The 21,698-nt window shown below is 64.1% G+C and carries 22 protein-coding genes and 1 pseudogene; 16 read left to right on the top strand and 7 right to left on the bottom strand.

All coding sequences use genetic code 11. The annotated features are described in order from the left end of the window. The first annotated feature begins 241 nt into the window (after nucleotides 1-241). The 4 genes from dapA (at nucleotide 242) to Q0D31_RS01845 (ending at nucleotide 2,824) form a co-directional block, all read left to right on the top strand. The gene (gene dapA / locus Q0D31_RS01860) at nucleotides 242-1,132 is read left to right on the top strand and encodes a 4-hydroxy-tetrahydrodipicolinate synthase (protein WP_291843635.1); all 891 of its coding nucleotides are present in this window, start codon (nucleotides 242-244) and stop codon (nucleotides 1,130-1,132) included. A 118-nt stretch (nucleotides 1,133-1,250) separates the two neighbouring features. Then, nucleotides 1,251-1,667 (top strand): large conductance mechanosensitive channel protein MscL, encoded by a 417-nt coding sequence (mscL, locus tag Q0D31_RS01855; protein WP_291843626.1) that lies wholly within the window; start codon nucleotides 1,251-1,253, stop codon nucleotides 1,665-1,667. A 1-nt stretch (nucleotide 1,668) separates the two neighbouring features. After that, nucleotides 1,669-2,142 carry an SsrA-binding protein SmpB gene (gene smpB, locus Q0D31_RS01850; RefSeq protein ID WP_291843617.1) on the top strand — a complete coding sequence of 158 codons (474 nt, stop codon included), beginning with the start codon at nucleotides 1,669-1,671 and terminating at the stop codon, nucleotides 2,140-2,142. A gap of 106 nt (nucleotides 2,143-2,248) precedes the next feature. Further along, nucleotides 2,249-2,824 (top strand): peroxiredoxin, encoded by a 576-nt coding sequence (locus tag Q0D31_RS01845; protein ID WP_291843609.1) that lies wholly within the window; start codon nucleotides 2,249-2,251, stop codon nucleotides 2,822-2,824. A 120-nt stretch (nucleotides 2,825-2,944) separates the two neighbouring features. Here Q0D31_RS01845 and Q0D31_RS01840 read toward each other — a convergent pair whose 3' ends face one another. Together Q0D31_RS01840 and Q0D31_RS01835 are read right to left on the bottom strand one after the other, a co-directional pair. Further along, on the bottom strand, nucleotides 2,945-3,607 hold the full coding sequence (locus Q0D31_RS01840) for a uracil-DNA glycosylase (protein ID WP_291843607.1): 663 nt from the start codon (nucleotides 3,605-3,607) through the stop codon (nucleotides 2,945-2,947). 74 nt (nucleotides 3,608-3,681) lie between these two features. Continuing rightward, entirely contained in the window at nucleotides 3,682-4,311 is a 630-nt protein-coding gene (locus Q0D31_RS01835) for an NYN domain-containing protein (RefSeq protein WP_291843605.1), read from the bottom strand. A 373-nt stretch (nucleotides 4,312-4,684) separates the two neighbouring features. Between Q0D31_RS01835 and rpoZ the strand changes: the two genes are divergently transcribed. The 10 genes from rpoZ (at nucleotide 4,685) to parC (ending at nucleotide 15,457) form a co-directional block, all read left to right on the top strand. After that, nucleotides 4,685-5,077, top strand: coding sequence for a DNA-directed RNA polymerase subunit omega (gene rpoZ / locus Q0D31_RS01830; RefSeq protein ID WP_024512695.1), 393 nt, complete (start codon nucleotides 4,685-4,687; stop codon nucleotides 5,075-5,077). Between the two features lie 280 nt (nucleotides 5,078-5,357). Continuing rightward, on the top strand, nucleotides 5,358-7,649 hold the full coding sequence (locus tag Q0D31_RS01825) for a bifunctional (p)ppGpp synthetase/guanosine-3',5'-bis(diphosphate) 3'-pyrophosphohydrolase (RefSeq protein WP_291843603.1): 2,292 nt from the start codon (nucleotides 5,358-5,360) through the stop codon (nucleotides 7,647-7,649). Between the two features lie 84 nt (nucleotides 7,650-7,733). After that, nucleotides 7,734-8,498, top strand: a complete 765-nt coding sequence (locus Q0D31_RS01820; protein WP_291843602.1) for a pyridoxine 5'-phosphate synthase — start codon at nucleotides 7,734-7,736, stop codon at nucleotides 8,496-8,498. Then, the gene (gene acpS / locus Q0D31_RS01815; RefSeq protein WP_291843599.1) at nucleotides 8,495-8,911 is read left to right on the top strand and encodes a holo-ACP synthase; all 417 of its coding nucleotides are present in this window, start codon (nucleotides 8,495-8,497) and stop codon (nucleotides 8,909-8,911) included. The genes Q0D31_RS01820 and acpS overlap by 4 nt, the downstream gene beginning before the upstream one ends. A gap of 285 nt (nucleotides 8,912-9,196) precedes the next feature. Next, nucleotides 9,197-9,955: a signal peptidase I gene (gene lepB, locus Q0D31_RS01810; protein ID WP_291843597.1), complete on the top strand. Its 759-nt coding sequence runs from the start codon at nucleotides 9,197-9,199 to the stop codon at nucleotides 9,953-9,955. Next, complete coding sequence (rnc, locus tag Q0D31_RS01805; protein ID WP_291843592.1) at nucleotides 9,952-10,764, top strand: ribonuclease III; 813 nt, start codon at nucleotides 9,952-9,954, stop codon at nucleotides 10,762-10,764. The genes lepB and rnc overlap by 4 nt, the downstream gene beginning before the upstream one ends. Continuing rightward, nucleotides 10,754-11,683 carry a GTPase Era gene (gene era / locus Q0D31_RS01800; RefSeq protein WP_291843570.1) on the top strand — a complete coding sequence of 310 codons (930 nt, stop codon included), beginning with the start codon at nucleotides 10,754-10,756 and terminating at the stop codon, nucleotides 11,681-11,683. Before rnc ends, era begins: the two co-directional genes overlap by 11 nt. Before the next feature lie 46 nt (nucleotides 11,684-11,729). Beyond that, complete coding sequence (locus Q0D31_RS01795; RefSeq protein WP_291843561.1) at nucleotides 11,730-12,110, top strand: hypothetical protein; 381 nt, start codon at nucleotides 11,730-11,732, stop codon at nucleotides 12,108-12,110. Nucleotides 12,111-12,250: 140 nt separating this feature from the next. Further along, entirely contained in the window at nucleotides 12,251-13,003 is a 753-nt protein-coding gene (gene recO / locus Q0D31_RS01790; protein WP_291843553.1) for a DNA repair protein RecO, read from the top strand. Between the two features lie 198 nt (nucleotides 13,004-13,201). Next, a complete protein-coding gene (gene parC / locus Q0D31_RS01785) occupies nucleotides 13,202-15,457 on the top strand; it encodes a DNA topoisomerase IV subunit A (RefSeq protein ID WP_291843545.1) in 2,256 nt (751 codons plus the stop codon). A 455-nt stretch (nucleotides 15,458-15,912) separates the two neighbouring features. Here the strand turns inward: parC and Q0D31_RS01780 are convergent, their stop codons facing one another. From Q0D31_RS01780 to Q0D31_RS01770, 3 genes are read right to left on the bottom strand one after another with little or no spacing between them, the layout of a single operon-like run. Continuing rightward, nucleotides 15,913-16,185, bottom strand: a complete 273-nt coding sequence (locus Q0D31_RS01780) for a type II toxin-antitoxin system ParD family antitoxin (protein ID WP_291843537.1) — start codon at nucleotides 16,183-16,185, stop codon at nucleotides 15,913-15,915. Nucleotides 16,186-16,243: 58 nt separating this feature from the next. Further along, nucleotides 16,244-17,647: a chromate efflux transporter gene (chrA, locus tag Q0D31_RS01775; RefSeq protein WP_291843527.1), complete on the bottom strand. Its 1,404-nt coding sequence runs from the start codon at nucleotides 17,645-17,647 to the stop codon at nucleotides 16,244-16,246. Next, entirely contained in the window at nucleotides 17,647-18,465 is an 819-nt protein-coding gene (locus Q0D31_RS01770) for a chromate resistance protein ChrB domain-containing protein (RefSeq protein WP_291843518.1), read from the bottom strand. The genes chrA and Q0D31_RS01770 overlap by 1 nt, the downstream gene beginning before the upstream one ends. A gap of 233 nt (nucleotides 18,466-18,698) precedes the next feature. On the opposite strand from Q0D31_RS01770, the gene Q0D31_RS01765 reads away from it, so the two are divergent. Continuing rightward, a complete protein-coding gene (locus Q0D31_RS01765; protein ID WP_291843511.1) occupies nucleotides 18,699-19,940 on the top strand; it encodes an MFS transporter in 1,242 nt (413 codons plus the stop codon). Here Q0D31_RS01765 and Q0D31_RS01760 read toward each other — a convergent pair. Together Q0D31_RS01760 and Q0D31_RS23960 are read right to left on the bottom strand one after the other, a co-directional pair. Then, on the bottom strand, nucleotides 19,912-20,586 hold the full coding sequence (locus tag Q0D31_RS01760) for a transcriptional regulator (RefSeq protein ID WP_291843509.1): 675 nt from the start codon (nucleotides 20,584-20,586) through the stop codon (nucleotides 19,912-19,914). The genes Q0D31_RS01765 and Q0D31_RS01760 overlap by 29 nt on opposite strands. Before the next feature lie 9 nt (nucleotides 20,587-20,595). Beyond that, nucleotides 20,596-20,733, bottom strand: a pseudogene (locus Q0D31_RS23960) (helix-turn-helix transcriptional regulator); the annotation flags it as partial. Nucleotides 20,734-20,818: 85 nt separating this feature from the next. Between Q0D31_RS23960 and Q0D31_RS01755 the strand changes: the two are divergent. Beyond that, nucleotides 20,819-21,694, top strand: a complete 876-nt coding sequence (locus tag Q0D31_RS01755; RefSeq protein WP_291846636.1) for a DMT family transporter — start codon at nucleotides 20,819-20,821, stop codon at nucleotides 21,692-21,694. Nucleotides 21,695-21,698 lie beyond the last annotated feature (4 nt).

The raw sequence follows: 21,698 nt of genomic DNA, 5'->3' as shown, positions 1-21,698 counted from the left end.
CTCTCCTTGGCGGCGGCGAATCATTCGATCGCTCGGGTCTAAGGCCTATTTGCTTGAATATGCGGCCAAAATGCTAAAAATGTCATGGCCGGCGCGGTTTGCGCCATCACAACGGCGAAATCGCGGCTGCGGGCGCGAGGCGCGATCGGTGATGCTGGCCCTTTCGCGGGATCGCCATACCCGGTATGAATCGAACCCCAGTTTCGATGGTGCCGCATCTTCAAGCGTCGGGAGGAAGTCCATGGCAGCCAAGACAAAGTTCCGGGGTTCCTTCACCGCCTTGGTCACGCCGTTCAAGAACGGCTCGCTCGACGAGGCCGCGTTTCGCGGCCTCGTCGGCTGGCAGATCGCCGAGGGCACCCACGGCCTGGTTCCCGTGGGAACCACGGGTGAAAGTCCGACCTTGAACCATGACGAGCACAAGCGTGTGGTCGAGTGGTGCATCGACGAAGCCAGGGGGCGCGCACCCGTGATCGCGGGCGCCGGCTCGAACTCGACCCGGGAGGCGGTGGAGCTTGCCGAGCACGCGGAGAAGGCGGGGGCGGACGCCGTGCTTATCGTGACGCCATATTACAACAAGCCGACTCAGGAAGGCATGTACCAGCACTTCAAGGCGATCAACGACGCCATCGGCATCCCTGTTATCATCTACAACATTCCCGGGCGCTCGGTGATCGACATGTCGGTCGAGACCATGGCGCGGCTGTTCGAACTGAAGAACATCGCAGGCGTCAAGGACGCGACCGCCAGCATGGTCCGGGTTTCGCAGCAGCGCGCGGCGATGGGCGAAGACTTCAACCAGCTGTCCGGCGAGGACGCCACCATCCTTGGCTACATGGCCCATGGCGGCCATGGCTGCATCTCGGTCACCTCGAACGTCGCGCCGCGGCTGTGCTCGGAATTCCAGACCGCCTGGCAGAAAGGCGACCACGCCACCGCGCTCAAGCTGCATGACAAGCTGATGCCGCTGCACACCAACCTCTTCATCGAGTCCAACCCGGCGCCGGTGAAGTATGCGCTCTCGCTATTGGGAAAGATCGACGAGAAGCTCCGCCTGCCGATGGTGCCGGTGACCGAGCCAACACGCCTCGCCGTGCGCAGCGCCATGGTGCATGCCGGCCTGATCAACTAGCGGATTTTTTTGTTGCCGGACATGTCAACCGCGGTTCCGACTCAGTAGGAACCGAACATCGTCCGGGGGCACGGTTTTCGTTTGACCTGCCGTGAAAAGAATATGGGGGAATCCAGCAATGCTGAAGGAATTTCGCGAATTCGCCATGAAGGGCAATGTCGTCGACCTTGCCGTCGGCGTGATCATCGGCGCGGCCTTCGGCGCCATCGTGACGTCGCTGGTCGGCGACATCATCATGCCGATCATCGGCTCGATTACCGGCGGCCTCGATTTCTCCAACTACTTCACGGGCCTGGCCAAGTCGGTAACGGCGACCAACCTGGCCGACGCCAAAAAGCAGGGCGCGGTGCTGGCCTGGGGCAGTTTCCTGACGCTGACATTGAACTTCATCGTCGTCGCCTTCGTGCTGTTCATGGTGATTCGCGCCATGAACAAGCTGAAGCGCAAGGACGAAGCCGCGCCCTCGGCGCCGCCGAAGCCGACGCGCCAGGAAGAATTGCTGGTCGAAATTCGCGATCTCCTCAAGAAGGCTTGATGTGGCCGAGAAGAAAGAACGCCCGATCAAGGTTGTCGCCGAGAACCGCAAGGCCCGGTTCAACTACGCGATCGAGGACACGCTCGAGGCCGGCATTGCCCTGACCGGGACCGAGGTGAAATCGATCCGCAACGGCAAGACCACGATTGCGGAATCCTACGCGGACACCAAGGACGGCGAGATCTGGCTGATCAACGCCAACATTCCGGAGTATCTGCAGGCCAACCGCTTCAACCATGAGCCGAAGCGGCCGCGCAAGCTGCTGCTGCACAGAAAGCAGATCAACCGGCTGATGGGCGCGGTTGATCGCGACGGCATGACGCTGATTCCGCTGAAACTCTATTTCAACGAACGCGGCCGCGCCAAGCTGCTGCTGGCGATCGCCAAGGGCAAGAAGCTGCATGACAAGCGCGAAAGCGAAAAGAAACGCGACTGGGGCCGGGAAAAAAGCCGCCTGTTGCGGGCGCGGGGATGAATGGTCTATCCGTCATTGCGAGCGATGCGAAGCAATCCATTGTGCTGCAAGGAAGTGTGGATTGCTTCGCTTCGCTCGCAATTACGGTTGATGGAGAATGGTGTCCATGAACCAGAAAAACCTGCTCGAAGTCGATTGGAGCAAGATCCCGCCGCCGACCGACGACGGCGCGGCGGCGCATCTCGTCGGGATGGCGATCCCGCCGGTCACGCTGCGTGCCACCGACGACAATTCGGTGACGCTCTCCGCGCTGCCCGGTCGCACGGTGGTCTTCGCGTATCCCCGCACCGGCGAACCCGGCAAGATCAGCCTGGTTGACGATTGGGACATGATCCCCGGCGCGCGCGGCTGCACGCCGCAGGCCTGCGCATTCCGCGACCTGCACGCCGAACTGAAGGCCGCCGGTGCCGATCACGTTTTCGGCCTGTCGACCCAGGACAGCGACTACCAGGCCGAGATGGCGTCGCGGCTGCATTTGCCGTTCGCCGTCCTGTCGGATGAGAAGCTGGCGCTGACGCGCGCCTTGAATTTGCCGACCATGCAGGTCGCTGGACTGACGCTGATCAAGCGGCTCGCGCTGGTCGTCGATAGCGGCCGAATTCGCCACGTGTTCTATCCGGTGTTCCCGCCCGACAGGAACGCCGGCGACGTGCTGGAATGGCTGAGGGCGAATCCGGCCTGAACGGCGCTTGCGAGCGGGGTTTGTAGGTTTGTAGGGTGGGCAAAGGCGCGCTTGCGCCGTGCCCGCCATCCTTCACGATCATCAATCTGAAAATGGTGGGCACGCTGCGCTTTGCCCACCCTACAGATTCCCCGAATCCAGATCCGCACGCACCTGCGCGAACACGCGGCGAAACATCTCCGGCGTCAATACCCGCGTGTTGGTGTTGTAGCGCGAGCAGTGATAGCTGTCGTAGAGCGTGAGAGCGCCGGTGCGATGGATTGCGCCGTGGCCGAAGGGGGTCTCGGCGTTGCGAAGGCCGAGCGCCTTCACCGTCGATTCATGCGCGATCCGCCCAAGCGCCACGATCGCGCGAAGTCTCGGCATGGCGGCAATCGTTGCGACCAGAAACGGCCGGCAGGTGGCGATCTCCGCCGGCAGCGGCTTGTTCTGCGGGGGCACGCAGCGCACCGCGTTGCTGATCCGGCAGTCGACCAGCTGCAACCCGTCGTCAGGCCGCGCCTGATATACCCCTTTCGCAAAGCCGTATTCGAGCAGGGTCGTGTACAGGAGGTCGCCGGCGTAGTCGCCGGTGAAGGGGCGACCGGTCCGGTTGGCGCCCTGCAACCCCGGCGCCAACCCGACGATCAAGAGTTGCGCCAGCGGTTGACCGAATGAGGCGACAGGCGCGTTGTGCCAGTCGCGCTCACGCAGGCGAACCTGCGCGCGGAACTCCGCAAGCCGTGGGCAGAGCGGGCAATCGCGACCGGGTTCGGGGGAGGCAGCGCCTGCTCTACTGACCATTCCCGGTGACTAACGCATTACCGGGCTGGATGCGATCCGCGTCGGACACCGGTTCACGGAGCGGGAGCCGTTTCTCAATCTTCGAAGCCGTCGTCGCCGGCGCGTGGCGCCATGGTTGTCGCGCGCTGCAGGAATTGTGGGGTTTGATGGCGTGGCTCGCGCGGGGCCGGGCGTTCGGATGGATCGCGGCCGAGCTTGGGCTGGAGTTCGACGAGATCGGTGAATACATCGGCCTGACGCCGCAGTTCATCGGCGATCATGGGCGGCTGGCTCGAAATCGTCGAGACCACGGTGACGCGGACGCCGCGCCGTTGCACCGCTTCCACCAACGAGCGGAAATCGCCGTCGCCCGAAAACAGGATCATCTGATCGATATGCTCGGCGAGTTCCATGGCATCGACGGCGAGTTCGATGTCCATGTTGCCCTTGACCTTGCGGCGGCCGGACGCGTCGATGAATTCCTTGGTCGCCTTGGTGACGACGGTATAGCCGTTATAGTCGAGCCAGTCGATCAGCGGGCGGATGGAGGAGTATTCCTGGTCCTCGATGATCGCGGTGTAGTAGAACGCCCGCAACAGCGTGCCTCGGCTCTGGAATTCCTTGAGCAGGCGCTTGTAGTCGATGTCGAAACCGAGCGTCTTGGCGGTTGCGTAGAGGTTGGCGCCATCAATGAAGAGCGCAATCTTGTCGGGAGCGGGTGACATCAATAATTTCTCGCGTTGCTGTTAAACATATCGGCGCAGCGGCCAGCAACCCGCGCGCACTTTCCAGCCCCAATGCGAATGCCCAAAGTCCAGTAAACCGTACCTGCAACAGTCACCACTGAAATTATGGTGTGGCGAGGGCGAAAAACCAGACTTTTCGGCGATCCAACAAGCCGACGCAGCAAGAAATTTGCCTGTTCTGCGCGGTAATCCTGTCCCGTCTCCACGCATCAGCCCTATTTCGCCCCAAGGTCTGGTTAGCAGAGCCTATTGGGCAGGCAAATGCGAAATTTGGCCTTGCGAAACTCCGTCCACCGCTATAACTAGCCCTAATAACCAACAGATTTGGCCCCATTTAACGGAGCGACAGTCTATGGCGCGCGTCACCGTGGAAGACTGCATTGACAAGGTCGACAACCGGTTCGACCTGGTCCTGCTGGCGGCGCACCGCGCCCGCATGATTTCGTCCGGGTCACAACTCACGGTTGATCGCGATAACGACAAGAATCCCGTGGTTTCGTTGCGGGAAATCGCCGATTCGACGATCTCTCCGGAGGATTTGCGGGAGGAGCTGGTTCATTCCCTGCAGAAATTCGTTGAGGTTGACGAACCCGAACCTGATACTGTGCCGCTGATCGGCTCGGCTGGCGCCAGCGTCGATGCTGACGATACCGAGGTGGCGGTCGAACGCATGACCGAGGAAGAACTCCTGAAGGGTCTTGAGGGCCTGGCGCCGCCGGAAGAGCAGCCCGAAGAGGATGAATAACCCTCCGTCGTGACCTCGAACTCCCTGATCTGAAGAAGGCCCGGATTTTTTCTCCGGGCCTTTGCTTTTGTTGACGTTTTCTCGGCTAGGATGCGGGACTGGCCGCCACGGGCTGGAATCGACCGACCGGCGTGGGCGGTTCGCGCCAGAATGGTCGCGACGTGGCCCTGGCCCCGCGAAAGTAAGAGGTTTGGTGATCCAAACAGGGTGCCGCCTCGTCGGTAACGCACTAGATGTGCAAGAGCGAGCCAACCCGGCTCGCGTGAGAAGGCAGTGATCGATGGCGTATCGGCGCCGCAGTTCCCGGCAGATGCAGGCCGCGACCGACCAGGTCGCGGTCGCGCCGACGTTGCCGGCGATCGAGAAGCCGAAATCGCCGCGTTCGCGAATGATGCGGCAATACGATCTCGTCGAGCGGGTCCGGGCGTACAACCCCGATACCAATGAAGACTTGCTGAACCGCGCCTATGTCTACGCCATGAAGGCGCACGGCGCGCAAACGCGCGCCTCCGGCGATCCGTATTTCTCGCACCCGCTCGAGGTCGCGGGAATCCTGACCGGGCTGAAGCTCGATGACGCCACCATTGTCGCGGCGCTGCTGCACGACACCATCGAGGACACCGAGTCGACGCGCGCCGAAATCGACAATGTGTTTGGCCACGAGATCGGCGTGCTGGTGGAAGGGCTCACCAAGCTCAAGCGGCTCGAACTGGTGTCTCGCGAGGCCAAGCAGGCGGAAAACCTGCGCAAGCTGCTGCTTGCGATCGCCGACGACGTTCGCGTGCTCCTGATCAAGCTCGCCGATCGCCTGCACAACATGCGCACGCTGGAATTCGTGCCGCACGCGGCGCGACGGCGCATCGCCGAAGAGACGCTGGACATCTATGCGCCTCTTGCCGGCCGCATGGGCATGCAGGAGATGCGGGAGGAACTTGAGGACCTGTCCTTCCACACGCTCGATCCGGAGGCCTATGCGGTGGTGATGCAGCGGCTGGACGCGCTCGCCGACCGCAACCGCAACCTGATCGGCGAGATCGAGAGCCAGCTCTCCAAGAACCTGCAGACGAACGGCATCGCCGCGCGCGTCTATGGCCGCCGCAAGCAGCCGTTTTCGATCTGGACCAAGATGGAGCGGAAGTCGGTCGGCTTCGAACAACTGTCAGACATCTACGGCTTCCGCGTGGTCATGCCTGACGTGGAAGCCTGCTACCGCGCGCTCGGCGTGGTGCATACGACCTGGCCGGTGGTGCCCGGACGCTTCAAGGATTACATCTCGACGCCAAAGCAGAACGACTACCGCTCGATCCACACAACCGTTATAGGTCCCGGCAACCAGCGCGTCGAGTTGCAAATCCGAACCGAGGAGATGAACGATATCGCGGAGTTCGGCATCGCCGCGCATGCCTTCTACAAGGACGGCATGGGGTCGCCGACCGAGCGGCTCCAGCACGAATCCAACGCCTTTGCCTGGTTGCGACACACCGTGGGCATCCTTTCGGAAAGCGCCAATCCGGAGGAGTTTCTCGAGCACACCAAGCTGGAGCTGTTCCACGACCAGGTGTTCTGTTTTACGCCCAAGGGCAAGCTGATCGCGCTGCCGCGCCAGGCCAACGTCATCGACTTCGCCTATGCGGTTCACACCGATGTCGGCAACTCGGCGGTCGGCTGCAAGATCAACGGCAAGTTTGCGCCGTTGTCGTCCGAACTGCAGAACGGAGACGAAGTCGAGGTCCTGACCTCGGCCGCACAGTCGGCGCCGCCCTCGGCCTGGGAATCGCTCGCGGTCACCGGCAAGGCGCGGGCGGCAATCCGCCGCGCGACGCGCGCCGCCGTGCGCGATCAATATGCCGGCCTCGGCCGGCGCATCGTCGACCGCCTGTTTGCCCGCGCCAAGATCGAATATGCCGACGACAAGCTGAAGGGGGCTCTGCCGCGGCTGGCGCGGGCCTCGATCGATGATGTCATGGCCTCCGTCGGGCGCGGCGAGCTGAAGGCGTCCGACGTCGCCCGCGCCATGTATCCGGACTACAAGGAAGAACGGATGGTGCGCTTTGGGGCAAAGAGGAGTCTGGCGGAGAAGCTGAGGCTGAAATCACCGGCGCATCCGGCGCGTATTGCGTCGGTGATCCCGGTGCGTGGCATCAACTCGGACTTGCCGGTCAAGTTTGCGCCGAACGGCGGCGCCGTGCCGGGCGACCGCATCGTCGGCATCGTTTCACCGGGCGAGGGGATCACGATCTATCCGATCCAATCGCCGGCGTTGAAGGATTTCGAGGAAGAGCCGGAGCGCTGGCTCGACGTGCGCTGGGACATCGACGAGACCATGCCGCAGCGGTTCCCGGCGCGAATACTCGTCCACAACGTCAACGAGCCGGGCAGCCTTGCCCAGGTGGCCACCGTGATCGCCGAGCACGACGGCAATATCGATAACATCAGCATGTCGCGCCGTTCGCCGGACTTCACCGAGCTGACGATCGATCTCGAAGTCTATGACCTCAAGCATCTCAGCGCGATCATCGCCCAGCTGCGCGCCAAAGCCGTGGTCGCCCGGGTAGAGCGCGTCAATGGCTAGAGTTTCGACCCGCGTTTCGCGCGCCCGGGATGACAAAACCACACTATAATCATCACTTGTTCTGGATCGTTCACGAGTTCCACAATGCCCATTCTCCCGCTGCGCCTCGGAGTTAATGTCGATCACGTCGCCACCTTGCGCAATGCGCGGGGGGGCGCCCGGCCGGATCCGGTGCGCGCCGCGCTGGCGGCGATCGAGGCCGGGGCCGACGGCATCACGGCGCATCTGCGCGAGGACCGCCGCCACATCCGCGACGACGACATGGCGCGTCTGAAGGCGGAAATCTCCAAGCCGCTGAACTTCGAGATGGCGGCAACCGAAGACATGCTGCGGATTTCGCTCGCCACCAGGCCGCACGCCGTCTGCCTGGTGCCGGAACGCCGCGAGGAACTGACCACCGAGGGCGGGCTTGACGTGGTCGGCCAGCACAACGCGCTGGCGCCGTTCATCGACCGGCTCAACGACGCCGGCATCCGGGTGTCGCTGTTCATCGCCGCCGACCCGAGGCAGATCGAGATGGCGGCGAGATTGCGCGCGCCCGTGGTCGAAATTCACACCGGCGGCTGGTGTGACGCCGTGGTCGATGGCCACACTGAAAAGGCCGCAGCGGAATGGCTGCGAATTGTCGAGGGCGTGGCGCTGGCGCGCGCCGCCGGGCTTGAGGTTCATGCCGGCCACGGCCTCGACTACCAGACCGCAGAGATGATCTCCACGCTGCCGGAAATCGCCGAACTCAACATCGGCTATTTCATGATGGGGGAGGCGCTGTTCGTCGGTCTGGGCGAGACGGTGCGGCAGATGCGGGCTGCCATGGACCGCGGCCGTCGGCGTGAAGCGGCCCGGCCATGATCATCGGCATCGGCTCCGACCTGATAGACATTACCCGGGTCGCCAGGGTTATCGAGCGCCACGGCGACCGCTTCCTGGACCGTATTTTTACCGATTCCGAACGCGCCAGGGCGGCCCGACGGGCCAACAGCGAAAAGATGGTGGTGGCGACCTACGCCAAGCGGTTTGCCGCCAAGGAAGCCTGTTCCAAGGCGCTGGGGACTGGCATCCGGCGCGGCGTCTGGTGGCGGGACATGGGGGTGGTCAACCTGCCGGGAGGCCGACCGACCATGCTACTCACCGGCGGCGCGCTCGCCCGGCTTGAGGCGCTGACGCCGGCGGGGTTCGAGGCGCGCATCGATCTGTCGATTACCGACGAATGGCCGCTGGCGCAGGCCTTCGTCATAATTTCGGCGGTCGTTGCCGTCAGATGATGGGGCCGCGCCGGCGTCCAAGCAGGACGGATCGAGGAAAAACTAAAATTGCAGACTTATCAAGGGATTGGCAAGTTTCAACGAGGCGCTTGATTGCGTGGCCACGAACAACCGTCTAAAACGCCGCAGCGAAAAGTTCGAGCCAGGACCGATTCAGGTTAGCGCCGGAATTGGCCCTCAACATCAGCATAGAGACCATTTTCCTGACGCGAACGGATCAGCGATTCGCGTGCGGAAAATGCTCTGCCAGGGTGCGGGCAAAGCTCGCTGGAAATTGGGAAAGCGATGAGCGTGACATCCGGCACTAAATCCGAAAGCGGCCTGGGTGAAACCATCCGCGTCGTCATTCATGCTCTCCTGATCGCGCTGGTGATTCGGACTTTCCTGTTCCAGCCCTTCAACATCCCCTCGGGATCGATGAAGGCGACGCTGCTGGTCGGCGACTATCTGTTCGTCTCGAAATATTCGTACGGCTATAGCCATTATTCGATTCCGCTGTCGCCGCCGTTGTTCTCAGGCCGCATCTTCGGTTCGGACCCGAGCCGCGGCGATATCGTGGTGTTTCGCCTCCCGAGGGACGATTCCACCGACTACATCAAGCGCGTGATCGGCTTGCCGGGCGACCGGATCCAGATGCGGGAAGGGTTGCTCTACATCAACGACGCGCCGGTCAAGCGCGAACGGCTGTCGGATTTCATTGGCGAGGACCCTTGCGGATCCGATGCCACAGCGCGCGTCAAGCGCTGGAAGGAAACGCTGCCGAACGGCGTCAGCTATGAATCGCTTGATTGCGTCGACAACGGTTTCTACGACAACACCAACGTCTATACCGTGCCGGCCGGCCACTTCTTCATGATGGGCGACAACCGGGACAATTCGACTGACAGCCGCGTCCTGTCTGCGGTGGGCTATGTGCCGTACCAGAACATCGTCGGCCGGGCGCAGATGATTTTCTTCTCCGTTGCCGAGGGAGAACAAGCCTGGATGTTCTGGCGCTGGCCGACGTCGGTGCGCTGGAACCGGCTGTTCTCAATCGTGCGATGAAGGACGAAACAGCAGCCACTACGGCCTCATCGACTTCAGCCGAGCCGGGCCGCAAGGCGGATGCCGGTAGCGAAGCCGCCCCGAAGAGGAGGCGCGGCAAGGCCGGCGCCAAGGCGGCGGCCGCGGCGATCGAGGGGCGCATCGGATACAAGTTCTCCGATCCCGCGCTCCTGACCACGGCGTTCACGCATGTGTCCGCGCTGAAACCGGCAACCCGCCATCGCGCCGACAGCTATCAGCGCCTGGAATTTCTTGGCGACCACGTGTTGGGGCTGATCATCTCCGACATGCTGTACCGCGCCTATCCGCGAGCCGATGAGGGCGAATTGTCAAAGCGGCTTGCCGATCTCGTGCGCAAGGAAAGCTGCGCCGACGTCGCGAAGTCGCTCGGATTGCTCGATGACATCAAGCTCGGCGCGGTCGGCGCAGGCGCAGGGGCGCGGCTGCGCAAATCAGTGCTCGGCGACATCTGCGAAGCCGTCATCGGGGCGATCTATCTCGATGGCGGATATGCGGCGGCGTCGCAATTTGTCGAGCGCAACTGGCTGGAGCGGATGCGCAAGCCGCGGCGGCCGTTGCGCGATCCCAAGACCGTGCTGCAGGAATGGGCCCAGAGCAAGGGATTGCCGACGCCGGTGTATCGCGAGGTCGAGCGCACCGGCCCGCATCATGACCCGCAGTTCCGTGTCGCCGTCGACCTGCCGGGGCTGGCGCCGGCCGAGGGCGTCGGCGGCTCCAAGCGCGCCGCCGAAAAGGTCGCGGCCTCCGCGATGATCGAGCGCGAAGGCGTCGGCGGCCATGACAGTTGAGCCCTCACGCGGCCCGGGTTCCGGCGAGACTGCCTGTGGCTTTGTCGCGCTGATCGGCGCTCCCAATGTCGGCAAGTCCACGCTGGTCAACGCACTGGTCGGCTCCAAGGTCACGATCGTCTCGCGCAAGGTGCAGACGACCCGCGCGCTGATCCGCGGCATCGTGATCGAGGACAACGCCCAGATCATCCTGGTCGACACGCCCGGCATCTTCGCGCCGAAACGAAGGCTTGACCGCGCCATGGTTTCCACCGCATGGAGCGGCGCCCATGACGCCGATCTGGTCTGCGTGCTGCTCGACGCCAAGGAGGGCATCGACGAGGAGGCAGACGCGATTCTGAGCCGGCTCGCGGCGGTCAAGCACCCGAAAATCCTGGTGCTGAACAAGATCGACCTGATCCCGCGCGAGAAGTTGCTGGCGCTGGCGCAAGCTGCCAATGAGCGCATGAAGTTCGAACATACCTTCATGATCTCGGCGCTGTCGGGCGACGGCGTCGAAGCGCTGCGCAAGACGCTGGCGAGGATGGTGCCGCCGGGGCCGTTTCACTATCCGGAAGACCAGATGTCGGACGCGCCGCTGCGGCATCTGGCGGCCGAGATCACCCGTGAGAAGATTTACCGCCAACTGCACCAGGAACTGCCGTATCAATCCACCGTCGAGACCGACAGCTGGACCGAGCGCAAGGACAAGTCGATCCGGATCGAGCAGACGATTTTTGTCGAGCGCGAAAGCCAGCGCAAGATCGTGCTCGGCAAGGGCGGCGCGACGATCAAGTCGATCGGGGCGGAGGCGCGCAAGGAGATCGCCGAGATCGTCGGCGTCCCCGTGCACCTGTTCCTGTTCGTCAAGGTGCGCGAGAACTGGGGCGACGATCCCGAGCGCTACCGGGAAATGGGGCTGGAATTCCCCAGGGAATAATCAGCTACAATCAGCCAATTGTCAGCAAGACCGAAGAGCAGGCCCGATGAACGTACCCAGGAACGTGCTGTGGTTTGAGGCTCTGCTGTATATGTCGCTGACGCTGGATGCGGTGTCGGTGGCGTTTCAGGACCGGTCGCCGACGCCTCAGGTGACCGCCCAGATGATCAACGTGGCCGCGGCGATGGTGGCCGGCATCATTGTGTTTCTGGTCTATCTGGTCTGGCTCGCGGCCCGACGGCGCAAGAACTGGCCCCGCTGGGTGCTTGCCGCGGCGCTGGTGCTGTCGGTGGTCTCGCTGGCGCAGTCGATCAGCGCAAGCGGCATCGAGTTCGACAGCGGTATCGAACTGATCTCCTGCGCGCTGACCGCGGCGGGGCTCTATTTCTCGTTCACCGGCGATGCGGTAGGCTGGTTCAACGCGTGACAACAACCTCCGTCATTCCGGGATGGTCCGAAGGACCAGACCCGGAATCTCGAGATTCCGGGTTCGATGCTCGCGCATCGCCCCGGAACGACGGCCGAGAGAACGCTGCGTCCCTCCGCGGAATCCTGTAATCTCCTCCCATGGAATGGACCGACGAAGGCATTGTGCTCGGGGTGCGGCGGCATGGCGAATCCTCCGCCATCGTCGAACTGCTGACGCGCAGCCATGGTCGCCATCTTGGTCTGGTGCGCGGCGGGGCCGGTTCGCGGATGCGGCCGCTGCTGCAGCCCGGCAACAGCGTTTCGGCGGTGTGGCGGGCCAGGCTCGACGAGCATCTCGGCGTCTACGCTCTCGAAGGAACCCGGCTCCGCGCGGCGGTCGTGCTGACGTCCTCCCATGCGGTCTATGGCGTCACCCATCTGGCCTCGCTGGCGCGGCTGTTGCCGGAACGCGATCCGCACGAGGACATCTATGAAAGGCTGGACCGCACGCTGGATGATTTCGACGACGCCGGCGACGCGGCGGCGCACCTCATTCGGTTCGAACTGGCGATGCTCGCCGAATTGGGCTTCGGCCTCGATCTGGAGAACTGCGCCGCCACCGGCGCGACCGCAGACCTGATCTATGTCTCGCCCAAATCCGGGGGCGCGGTGTCGCGGGCGGCCGGCGAGCCCTACCGGGATCGATTGCTGCGGCTCCCGCCTTTCCTGCGCGAGGGCGAGGCCGGCACGAACGGCTGGTCGGACCAGGACCTGCAGGACGGCTTTCGCCTGACCGGGCTGTTTCTGCTGCGCCACGTGCTGGAGCCGCGCGGGCAGGGCCATTCCGACGCCAGGGACGGGTTCATCAACGCGGTGACGCGAAATCGGGCGCGAATCAGTCCGGCGGTTTGACTTGGCCCCGTTCCTCGGTCGTCTCTGCGAACGCCGGGACCCATACGCCGCGGCCTATCCATTATCCTGCGGCCCAAGCCATTTTTCGCCGCAAACGCCTGTGGTTATGGGTCCCTGCGTTCGCAGGGACGACGTCAGAAAACGCGACCCTGACTATCGCGTCTTGCCCGATTCACCCGAAAAGTTTAACGCCTGCGCATGGGAAAACGTCAGCTGCCGCCGGAAGAGCCGGCGGAAATCCACGAGGTCATGCTGCGCGACGCGCTGGAAGAGCGCTACCTCGCCTACGCGCTCTCGACCATCATGCACCGCGCGCTGCCGGACGCCCGCGACGGGCTGAAGCCGGTGCACCGGCGCATCCTCTATGGCATGCGCCTGCTGCGGCTCGATCCCGGCACCCCGTTCAAGAAGTCGGCCAAGATCGTCGGCGATGTGATGGGCTCGTTCCATCCGCATGGCGACCAGGCGATCTACGACGCCATGGTGCGGCTCGCGCAGGATTTCTCCTCGCGCTATCCGCTGGTCGACGGCCAGGGCAATTTCGGCAATATCGACGGCGATAACCCGGCCGCCTACCGCTACACCGAAGCCCGCATGACCGAGGTCGCGCGGCTGCTGCTGGAGGGCATCGACGAGGACGGCGTCGAGTTCCGCCCCAATTACGACGGTCAATCGAAGGAGCCGGTGGTTCTCCCCGGCGGCTTCCCGAACCTGCTCGCCAACGGCGCCCAGGGCATCGCGGTTGGCATGGCGACCTCGATCCCGCCGCACAACGTCGCCGAACTTTGCGAGGCCGCGCTGCACCTGATCGACAAGCCCGAGGCCAAGTCGAAGTCGCTCCTGAAATGGGTCAAGGGCCCGGACTTTCCGACCGGCGGCATTGTTGTCGACTCCAAGGAAAGCATCGCCGAAGCCTACATGACCGGGCGCGGCTCGTTCCGCACCCGCGCCAGGTGGACCCAGGAAGAGGGCGCCCGCGGGATGTGGGTCGTCGTCATCACCGAGATTCCGTGGCTGGTGCAGAAGTCGCGGCTGGTCGAGAAGATCGCCGAGTTGCTCAACGAGAAGAAGCTGCCGCTGGTCGGCGATGTCAGGGACGAGTCGGCCGAGGACGTCCGCCTCGTGATCGAGCCGAAATCCCGCGCCGTCGATCCCGAACTGATGATGGAATCGCTGTTCCGGCTCACCGAGCTCGAAAGCAGGATTTCGCTGAACCTCAACGTGCTGATCAAGGGCCGCATCCCCAGGGTGGTGGGGCTTGCCGAGTGCCTGCGCGAATGGCTGGACCATCTGCGCGACGTGCTGATCCGTCGCTCGAACTACCGCAAGGAGCAGATCGAGCACCGGCTGGAAGTGCTCGGCGGCTACCTGATCGCCTATCTGAACATCGACAAGGTGATCAAGATCATCCGCACCGAGGACGAGCCGAAGCCGGCGCTGATCAAGGCGTTCAAGCTGACCGAGGTCCAGGCCGACGCCGTCCTCAACATGCGGCTGCGCAGCTTGCGCAAGCTCGAGGAGATGGAAATCCGCACCGAGGACAAGAACCTCCGCGGCGAGCTGAAAGGCATCAAAGCGATTCTCGCCTCCGAATCCGAGCAGTGGTCCCGGGTCGGCGAGCAGGTCCGCAAGGTGCGCGATATCTTCGGACCGAAGACGCCGCTCGGCAAGCGCCGCACGACCTTCGCCGACGCGCCCGAGCATGACCTCGCCGCGATCGAGGAAGCCTTTGTCGAGCGCGAGCCGTGCACGGTGGTGATTTCCGAAAAGGGCTGGGTGCGCACGCTGAAGGGCCACGTCGCCGATCTTTCCTCGCTCGCCTTCAAGACCGACGACAAGCTCGACCACGCCTTCTTCGCCGAGACCACCTCGAAGCTGCTGATGTTCGCCAGCAACGGCAAGTTCTATTCGCTCGATGTGGCGAAACTGCCGGGCGGCCGCGGCCATGGCGAACCGATCCGCATGTTCATCGACATGGAGCAGGACGCCGCGATCGTGGCGCTGTTCGTTAACAAGGGCGCACGAAAGTTCCTGATCGCGAGCAGCGAAGGGCAGGGGTTCGTCGTCAAGGAAGAGGATTGCGTCGGCAACACCCGCAAGGGCAAGCAGGTGCTCAACGTCACCATGCCGAACGAGGCCTGCGCAATTGCGACCGTGGCCGGCGACACCGTGGCCGCGATCGGCACCAACCACAAGATGGTGCTGTTCCCGCTCGACCAGGTGCCGGAGATGGCGCGCGGCCGCGGCGTGCGGCTGCAGAAATACTCCGGCGGAAAATTGTCCGACGTCGCGGTGTTCGATTCAAAGGCAGGGTTGACCTGGCGGGATTCCGCCGGGCGCGAGCAGAGCATGAGCTGGAAGGAGTTGGCCGACTGGCGCGGCAACCGCGCCGACGCCGGCCGCCTCGCCCACGGCCTGCCGAAGTCGAACAAGTTCCTGCGCGGGGTGGAGTAGTATTTCTTTTGACGCTGGCCGACTGAGATTCGTCATGCCTGGCCTTCTCGCTACGCCGCTTATGTGCCTGCGTTTTGACTTGAGGCTTCCGATCCTCCTGTCAGCCTGGCCCGATATGTAGGCTCGGCTCCATTCGCTCGTGCAGCACACGGACGACCTCGATTCAGCCCTGGGCCAATTGAACGGTAGAAGATCACATGGACCGGCTCGCGAACCGGCGCCTCTCGGCTTTCGTTACGACTGTGCCGAATGTGAAGGCTTCGAATGCCGGCGTATAGTTCGCTGCGTTCTACCGTCGAACGCCCCATCGGTTCAGTCGCGATTCGCCTCATCGCCGCTGCGAGGAGGGCGCGGTAGCGAACGCGCGCCTCGCTTCCGTGCATTGTCTCGCTCGCCCGCAGCACTGACGCGATATCAGTTCTGGCTGGGTCCGATAAGCGGTAGCGCGCCATCAACTATGGCGCTGCCGAAGTTGCGAGCCTATCGAGCGTTGCATCGAGATCTACGTCTTCGACTTCAGTGAACTCGCCGCGTTCGAGCGCGTCGAGACCGGCCTTGACTTGGGTGCGCAGAAGCTCAAGTTTCAACTCGTCGACCTGAAGCCGATGCTGCAGGCCGCGTACGGCGTCGCGGACCGCCTCGCTGGCGTTCTGATACTTGCCGGCGCGGACGATTTCTTCGACGAATGCGTCCTGCTCGGGGGTGAGATTGATATTTCGGGTCGGCATTGCGGACTTCCCTGCGTACCAATCAGTATAACCATATTGGCAATATTGGCCAACATCTTTAGACCACCCCCGCAAGCCGGATCGCCACGCCGGCCGCGCACGAACCGGCCAGCACCCAGAGCATGCCGATGTTGAAGCGGAAGATCGCGGCTGCCGCGGCTGCGGCCAGCACGAAGGCCGCGATGTCGAGGCTCGACCACACCGGCAGGTCGAACGACAGGCCGTATGAGCGAACCGGAGTGGTCTGCCGGAACAGTGTGTGCAGCGAGAACCAGATCGACAGGTTCAGGATCACGCCGACCACGGCGGCGGTGATCGCCGACAGCGCGCCGGCGAGCCCGCGGTTGCCGCGCAGCGTCTCGATGTAGGGCGCGCCGAGGAAGATCCAGAGGAAGCAGGGGATGAAGGTGACCCAGGTCGCCAGCAATCCGCCAAGGGTTGCCGCCAGCATCGGCGACAGCGTGCCGGGATCGCGGTAGGCGGCCATGAAGCCGACGAACTGCAGCACCATGATCAGCGGCCCCGGCGTGGTCTCGGCCATGCCGAGGCCGTCGAGCATCTCGCGCGGCTGCAGCCATTGATAATGCTCGACCGCCTGCTGGGCGACATAGGCCAGCACCGCATAGGCGCCGCCGAACGTCACCAGCGCCATCTTGGAAAAGAACAGCGCGATCTGGCTGAACACGTGGACCTGACCAAGCCCGATCAGCAGGGCTGCGACCGGCACCACCCACAGCAACAGCCATATCGAGCTGATCTTGAGCGCGCGCGCCAGATTGGGGCGAACGTGATCCGGCAATTCCTCGCCCATCAGGCTGTCGACCGCCGCCGCTTTCTTGTTGCCGCCGCCGTGCTCGATAGCGGCGAATTCCGGCCGGCCGCTGCGCGCGCCGAAATAGCCGATCACGCCGGCGGCGATGATGATGATCGGGAACGGGACGTTGAAAAAGAAGATGGCGACAAAGGCGGTCGCCGCCAGCGCGATCATCACCCGGTTGCGCAGGGCGCGCTTGCCGACGCGGACCACCGCCTGGACGACGATCGCCAGCACCGCGGCCTTCAATCCGAAGAAAACCGCCTCGACGAAGCCGACATTGCCGTAGGCCGCGTACACATAGCTCAGGCCCATGATGGCGATGGCGCCGGGCAGGATGAACAGCCCGCCGGCCATGATGCCGCCGGCTGTCCGGTGCAGCAGCCAGCCGATATAGGTCGCCAGCTGCTGCGCTTCCGGCCCCGGCAGCAGCATGCAGTAGTTCAGCGCGTGCAGAAACCGGCTCTCGGAGATCCAGTTCTTTTCCTCGACCAGGATGCGGTGCATGACCGCGATCTGCCCGGCCGGGCCGCCGAAGCTCAGCACGGCAACCCGCAGCCAGACGTGGAAGGCCTCACGGAAGCTGATGCCGTGACCGAGGTTCCGCGCGGCACCAGCCTCGGTGGTCTTGCCCAGGGTGACGTCCATTACGGTTTCGCCTTGTTGGTGGGCCAATTATGCGTCTCGCCGGATGCATCGCGGCACCAGCGGTAGAACGCGTCGTAGAGCGCCATGCCGGCCTCCAGCTGCGCGAGGTCGTCGTCGAACATCCGGGACAGGCCGAGCGAGGCGGCGAGCAGGCCCGGTGCTTCCGGCGACAGGTCGAGCCGCCCGGTGTCGGCGCCGCGCACCATCGCCGCCAGCCGCAGCAGGGGTGGCGTGGCGAGGCCGAATTCCTCGATCATGACGTCAAAGGTGCAGAGCTCGCCGCGGTGGCTCCAGAACACGTTCTCGACGTCGAACGGCGCGGCGTTGAAACGCTCGCCGACCGCAATCACCTCCGACGGCGCAACGAACAGGAACACCGCGTTCGGATCGACGAACCGGCGGATCAGCCACGGACAGGCGATGCGGTCGATCTTCGGCCGCGCCCGGGTTACCCAGACGGTGCGGCCCTGCGCGTCGCGGGCCGGGAGTTTGTCGGCCGGCACCAGCGGCAGCTTGGCGGCCTTCCAGCCCTCGAAGCCGCCTTCCAGCGTCTCGGCCGGGACGTCGAGATGCCGCAGCCAGGCGGCGGTGCCTTGCGCCAGCTTCTGGCCTCGCTGGCAGACGACGATGGCGGGACGGCCGGAAAATTCCTCGCCCCATTGGGCGGCCTCTGCATGGTTGCGCCTGACCGCGCCGGGAATCAGCCGCTGGTCGGCGGCGAAATCTTCGTCGGTGCGGACGTCGATCAGGACAGGCGTGCTCGCCGTTCCGATCAGCCGGGAAAGCTTGTCAGGGGATATCGTGCCGTAGGATGACATGGTTGCGCCCTCGTAAGAAAAAACGGGACGCGATACTTGGGCATGTCGCCTCGTGGGGAGATCGCAAAACCCCCATGCGCGGAATTAACCGCTTGTGGCTTTGGCTGTCAACCGGCGCGCTTGCGCAATTCCCCGCTCGATCCTAGCTTGCCCGCATCGGGGACGAAGCAGGCTCCCCGTCAGACGGCCCGCCGTCCAAGCTCTGCGCACACTCGAAATGTCGAGGATGGCGCATGGACCGGAGCGTGACCGAAACCGCGACTGAAGCCAAACCCGCCGCCGCAAACGGCTTGATCCCGCTACTCTATGTCGCGCGGGGCCTGCGCGGCTTTGGCGACGGCTTCGCCATCATCCTCCTGCCGGCCTATATGACGGCGCTCGGTTACGACGCCATCGCGGTCGGCATCGTCGCGACCGCATCGCTGCTGGGAACTGCGCTGCTGACGCTGGTCACGGGGTGGATCGCGCCGCGTCACGATCTGCGTCGGCTCCTGATCGCGGGCGCCGGCCTGATGGCGGCCACCGGCATCGCGTTCCCCGCCGTCGAGCATGTCGTCCTGATCGGGCTGGTCGCATTCGTCGGTACCATCAACGCCTCCGGCGGCGATCTCGGCGTGCTGGTGCCGCTTGAGCATGCGGTGCTGGCGCAGCGCGCCACCGACGCGCGCCGCACGCAGGTGTTTGCGCGCTACAGCCTGATCGGCGCGCTCTGTACCGCCCTGGGATCGCTGGCCGCTGCGCTGCCCGATATCCTGGTCGCGGCAGGCGGCACCCAGCTCGCGGCGTTTCGACTGATGTTCTATGCCTATGCGGCGCTCGGCATCGCCTGCGCGGTGCTCTATCGCCAGGTGCCGCATGCAAGCGGCGAGGAGAGGGCGCCGCAGACGCCGCTCGGGCCCTCGCGCGGCACGGTCTACAAGCTCGCGGCGCTGTTCAGCATCGATTCCTTTGCCGGCGGCTTTGTCGCCCAGTCGCTGCTGGTGCTGTGGTTGTTCGAGCGCTTCGACCTCTCGCTGTCGGCGGCCGGATTGTTTTTCTTCTGGTCGAACACGCTCAGCGCCTTCTCCTACCCGGTCGCGGCCTGGATCGCCAAACGCATCGGCCTCGTCAACACCATGGTGTTCACGCATATTCCCTCCAGCATTTTTCTCATACTGGCGGCGTTCTCGCCCAATCTCTACGTGGCGCTCGGATTGTTGCTGCTGCGCTCGGCGCTGTCGCAGATGGACGTGCCGACCCGCACCTCCTACGTCATGGCGGTGGTGACCCCGGCGGAACGCCCGGCGGCGGCCAGCGTCACCGCGGTGCCGCGCAGCCTTGCCTCCGCCATCAGCCCGGCGATCTCGGGCGCGCTGCTGATGACGGCGTTTCCCGGTTTGCCGCTGGTGGTCTGCGGCACCCTCAAGATCGCCTACGACCTCGCGCTGCTCTACTCGTTCCGTCATATCAAGCCGCCGGAGGAGCAGGGACGGTAGGCGCAGACCAACCGCGCAGGATGCCGGTGGTCTCGTCGTCCATTGGGAAGAAGCACTCGACTCGAAGTTCCTGTAGCGTGACGTCCTGGGGAATTCCGAGCGTCGCTATGGTCGTGAACAGTTTCAGAATGGTATCCTGTTTGCGGAAATGCATGGCAAGGACCGGCGTCGTGGCCAGTTCGGTCGGCGCGGAGTTGATGGCCGCCCGCACACCCTCATAGGAGAGCAGTCGTTGGTGGAGAGCCGCCGTCTCCGGCGTGCCGTCGGCCATGGCGTCGGCCTCCACGCTGCGGACAAAGAAGCGAACCACGTCCGCCCAATTCTCGAGATACGGCCGCAACACGTCTGGGGCGACCAATGCATCGGCAAGATTGACGGGCGTGCCGGCCGGCAACGGTCCAACCAGGAATTCGACGAGGCGGAACGCCCCGGAATTTCCCTGTAGTAGATTCCAGTGGCGGTCGACCGCCACGGCAGGAAAGGGCTCTTGCTGCGCCAGCATGTAGTCGAGCGCTTTCCGTACTTGGCCGAGTTCGGGCGCGGCAAGGTCGGTCTGCCGCCAAACCGGCGAGAAACCGGCGGCTACCAATAACGCATTGTGCTGGCGCAGCGGGACGTCGAGGGCGGTCGCGAGCCGGATCACCATGTCGCGGCTCGGCGATGCGCGGCCCAGTTCCATGAAGCTCAGATGGCGCTGTGAGATTTCCGCGCGCCCGGCAAGATCGAGCTGCGACAGGCCTCTGTGCTGTCGCCACCAGCGGAGGCTGGCTGCAAAGCTGTGTTGCCGCGACATGAGTACCTGTCAGGTAGTTGCTGAAGCGATCGATTCCGTTCAGCAAGATGGCACAAGCTGGCGCATCGGAACACGGGGGACGGAATTGGGAGAATGGAGCGGGGTGGCGATCGCATTGATATCGAGCTGCCTCGGTGGGACCGCGGCCGCCATTACCCGATATCTCGTCGGCAATGCCGACCCGGTCACGCTTGCCGTTCTGCGATGGGGAGTAGGCTTCCTGTGCCTGTTGCCGGTCGCGCTTTTCCTCAACGTGCGATGGCCACCGCGGCGGGACTGGCCGGCAGTGGCCGCCTTGGGGCTTTGCTTCTTCGGGCTGTTTTTCGTCCTCTATAACATCGCGATGGGCTTGACGACGGCGGCCCGCGCCAGTCTGGCGCTGGCGACGCTGCCGCTCCATACCATGGTGGTCGGAGCGCTGCTCGGTATCGAAACGCTCACTTCCAGAAAGACGATCGGCGTTGTCGTGGCCGTCCTTGGCGTTGTTGCCGCGCTCGCAACGGGCCTTTCGGCGGCGCCTTCGGGGGCGTGGCGAGGTGAACTGATCATGACCGCCGCAGTCATGTGCATGGCGTTCTATAACGTCGTGTCGCGCCCCTTCATCCAGCGATCCAGCGCGTTGGGTTTCTTGACCGTCGGGATGGGCGTCGGCGCCGCCGCGCTTGTCGTGGTGGGATCGTTGACCGGCAGCCTTGCGGTCTTGAACGACTTCGGCACGCCGCAATGGATCGCTGGAATCTATCTCGGCGTTGCCGGCGGCGCGCTGGCGTTCATCCTTTGGGTAATGGCGCTCGAGCGGGCGACGCCCACCCGCGTGGCCAATACCATGACCGTCAATCCGCTCGCGGCGGGGCTGCTGGCCACTCAGCTGGTCGGTGAGCCGATCACGGCCAACCTCGTGTTCGGGCTGATCGCGGTGTTCGCCGGGATCTGGATCGCGACCTCGGAGGCCAAGTCTTGATTGC

This window comes from Bradyrhizobium sp. (assembly GCF_022844465.1).
Classification (GTDB): Bacteria; Pseudomonadota; Alphaproteobacteria; order Rhizobiales; family Xanthobacteraceae; genus Bradyrhizobium.
The sequence above is the reverse complement of the archived record's forward strand: the minus strand, read 5'-3'. Positions and strand labels throughout refer to the sequence as shown.

Bases quoted from the DNA above. Each gene is read 5' to 3' on its own strand.
- dapA (WP_291843635.1), top strand. From the start codon at position 242: ATGGCAGCCAAGACAAAGTTCCGGGGTTCCTTCACCGCCTTGGTCACG.
- mscL (WP_291843626.1), top strand. From the start codon at position 1,251: ATGCTGAAGGAATTTCGCGAATTCGCCATGAAGGGCAATGTCGTCGAC.
- Q0D31_RS01845 (WP_291843609.1), top strand. From the start codon at position 2,249: ATGAACCAGAAAAACCTGCTCGAAGTCGATTGGAGCAAGATCCCGCCG.
- Q0D31_RS01840 (WP_291843607.1), bottom strand. From the start codon at position 3,607: ATGGTCAGTAGAGCAGGCGCTGCCTCCCCCGAACCCGGTCGCGATTGC.
- Q0D31_RS01835 (WP_291843605.1), bottom strand. From the start codon at position 4,311: ATGTCACCCGCTCCCGACAAGATTGCGCTCTTCATTGATGGCGCCAAC.
- rpoZ (WP_024512695.1), top strand. From the start codon at position 4,685: ATGGCGCGCGTCACCGTGGAAGACTGCATTGACAAGGTCGACAACCGG.
- Q0D31_RS01825 (WP_291843603.1), top strand. From the start codon at position 5,358: ATGGCGTATCGGCGCCGCAGTTCCCGGCAGATGCAGGCCGCGACCGAC.
- Q0D31_RS01820 (WP_291843602.1), top strand. From the start codon at position 7,734: ATGCCCATTCTCCCGCTGCGCCTCGGAGTTAATGTCGATCACGTCGCC.
- acpS (WP_291843599.1), top strand. From the start codon at position 8,495: ATGATCATCGGCATCGGCTCCGACCTGATAGACATTACCCGGGTCGCC.
- lepB (WP_291843597.1), top strand. From the start codon at position 9,197: ATGAGCGTGACATCCGGCACTAAATCCGAAAGCGGCCTGGGTGAAACC.
- rnc (WP_291843592.1), top strand. From the start codon at position 9,952: ATGAAGGACGAAACAGCAGCCACTACGGCCTCATCGACTTCAGCCGAG.
- era (WP_291843570.1), top strand. From the start codon at position 10,754: ATGACAGTTGAGCCCTCACGCGGCCCGGGTTCCGGCGAGACTGCCTGT.
- Q0D31_RS01795 (WP_291843561.1), top strand. From the start codon at position 11,730: ATGAACGTACCCAGGAACGTGCTGTGGTTTGAGGCTCTGCTGTATATG.
- recO (WP_291843553.1), top strand. From the start codon at position 12,251: ATGGAATGGACCGACGAAGGCATTGTGCTCGGGGTGCGGCGGCATGGC.
- parC (WP_291843545.1), top strand. From the start codon at position 13,202: ATGGGAAAACGTCAGCTGCCGCCGGAAGAGCCGGCGGAAATCCACGAG.
- Q0D31_RS01780 (WP_291843537.1), bottom strand. From the start codon at position 16,185: ATGCCGACCCGAAATATCAATCTCACCCCCGAGCAGGACGCATTCGTC.
- chrA (WP_291843527.1), bottom strand. From the start codon at position 17,647: ATGGACGTCACCCTGGGCAAGACCACCGAGGCTGGTGCCGCGCGGAAC.
- Q0D31_RS01770 (WP_291843518.1), bottom strand. From the start codon at position 18,465: ATGTCATCCTACGGCACGATATCCCCTGACAAGCTTTCCCGGCTGATC.
- Q0D31_RS01765 (WP_291843511.1), top strand. From the start codon at position 18,699: ATGGACCGGAGCGTGACCGAAACCGCGACTGAAGCCAAACCCGCCGCC.
- Q0D31_RS01760 (WP_291843509.1), bottom strand. From the start codon at position 20,586: ATGGTGATCCGGCTCGCGACCGCCCTCGACGTCCCGCTGCGCCAGCAC.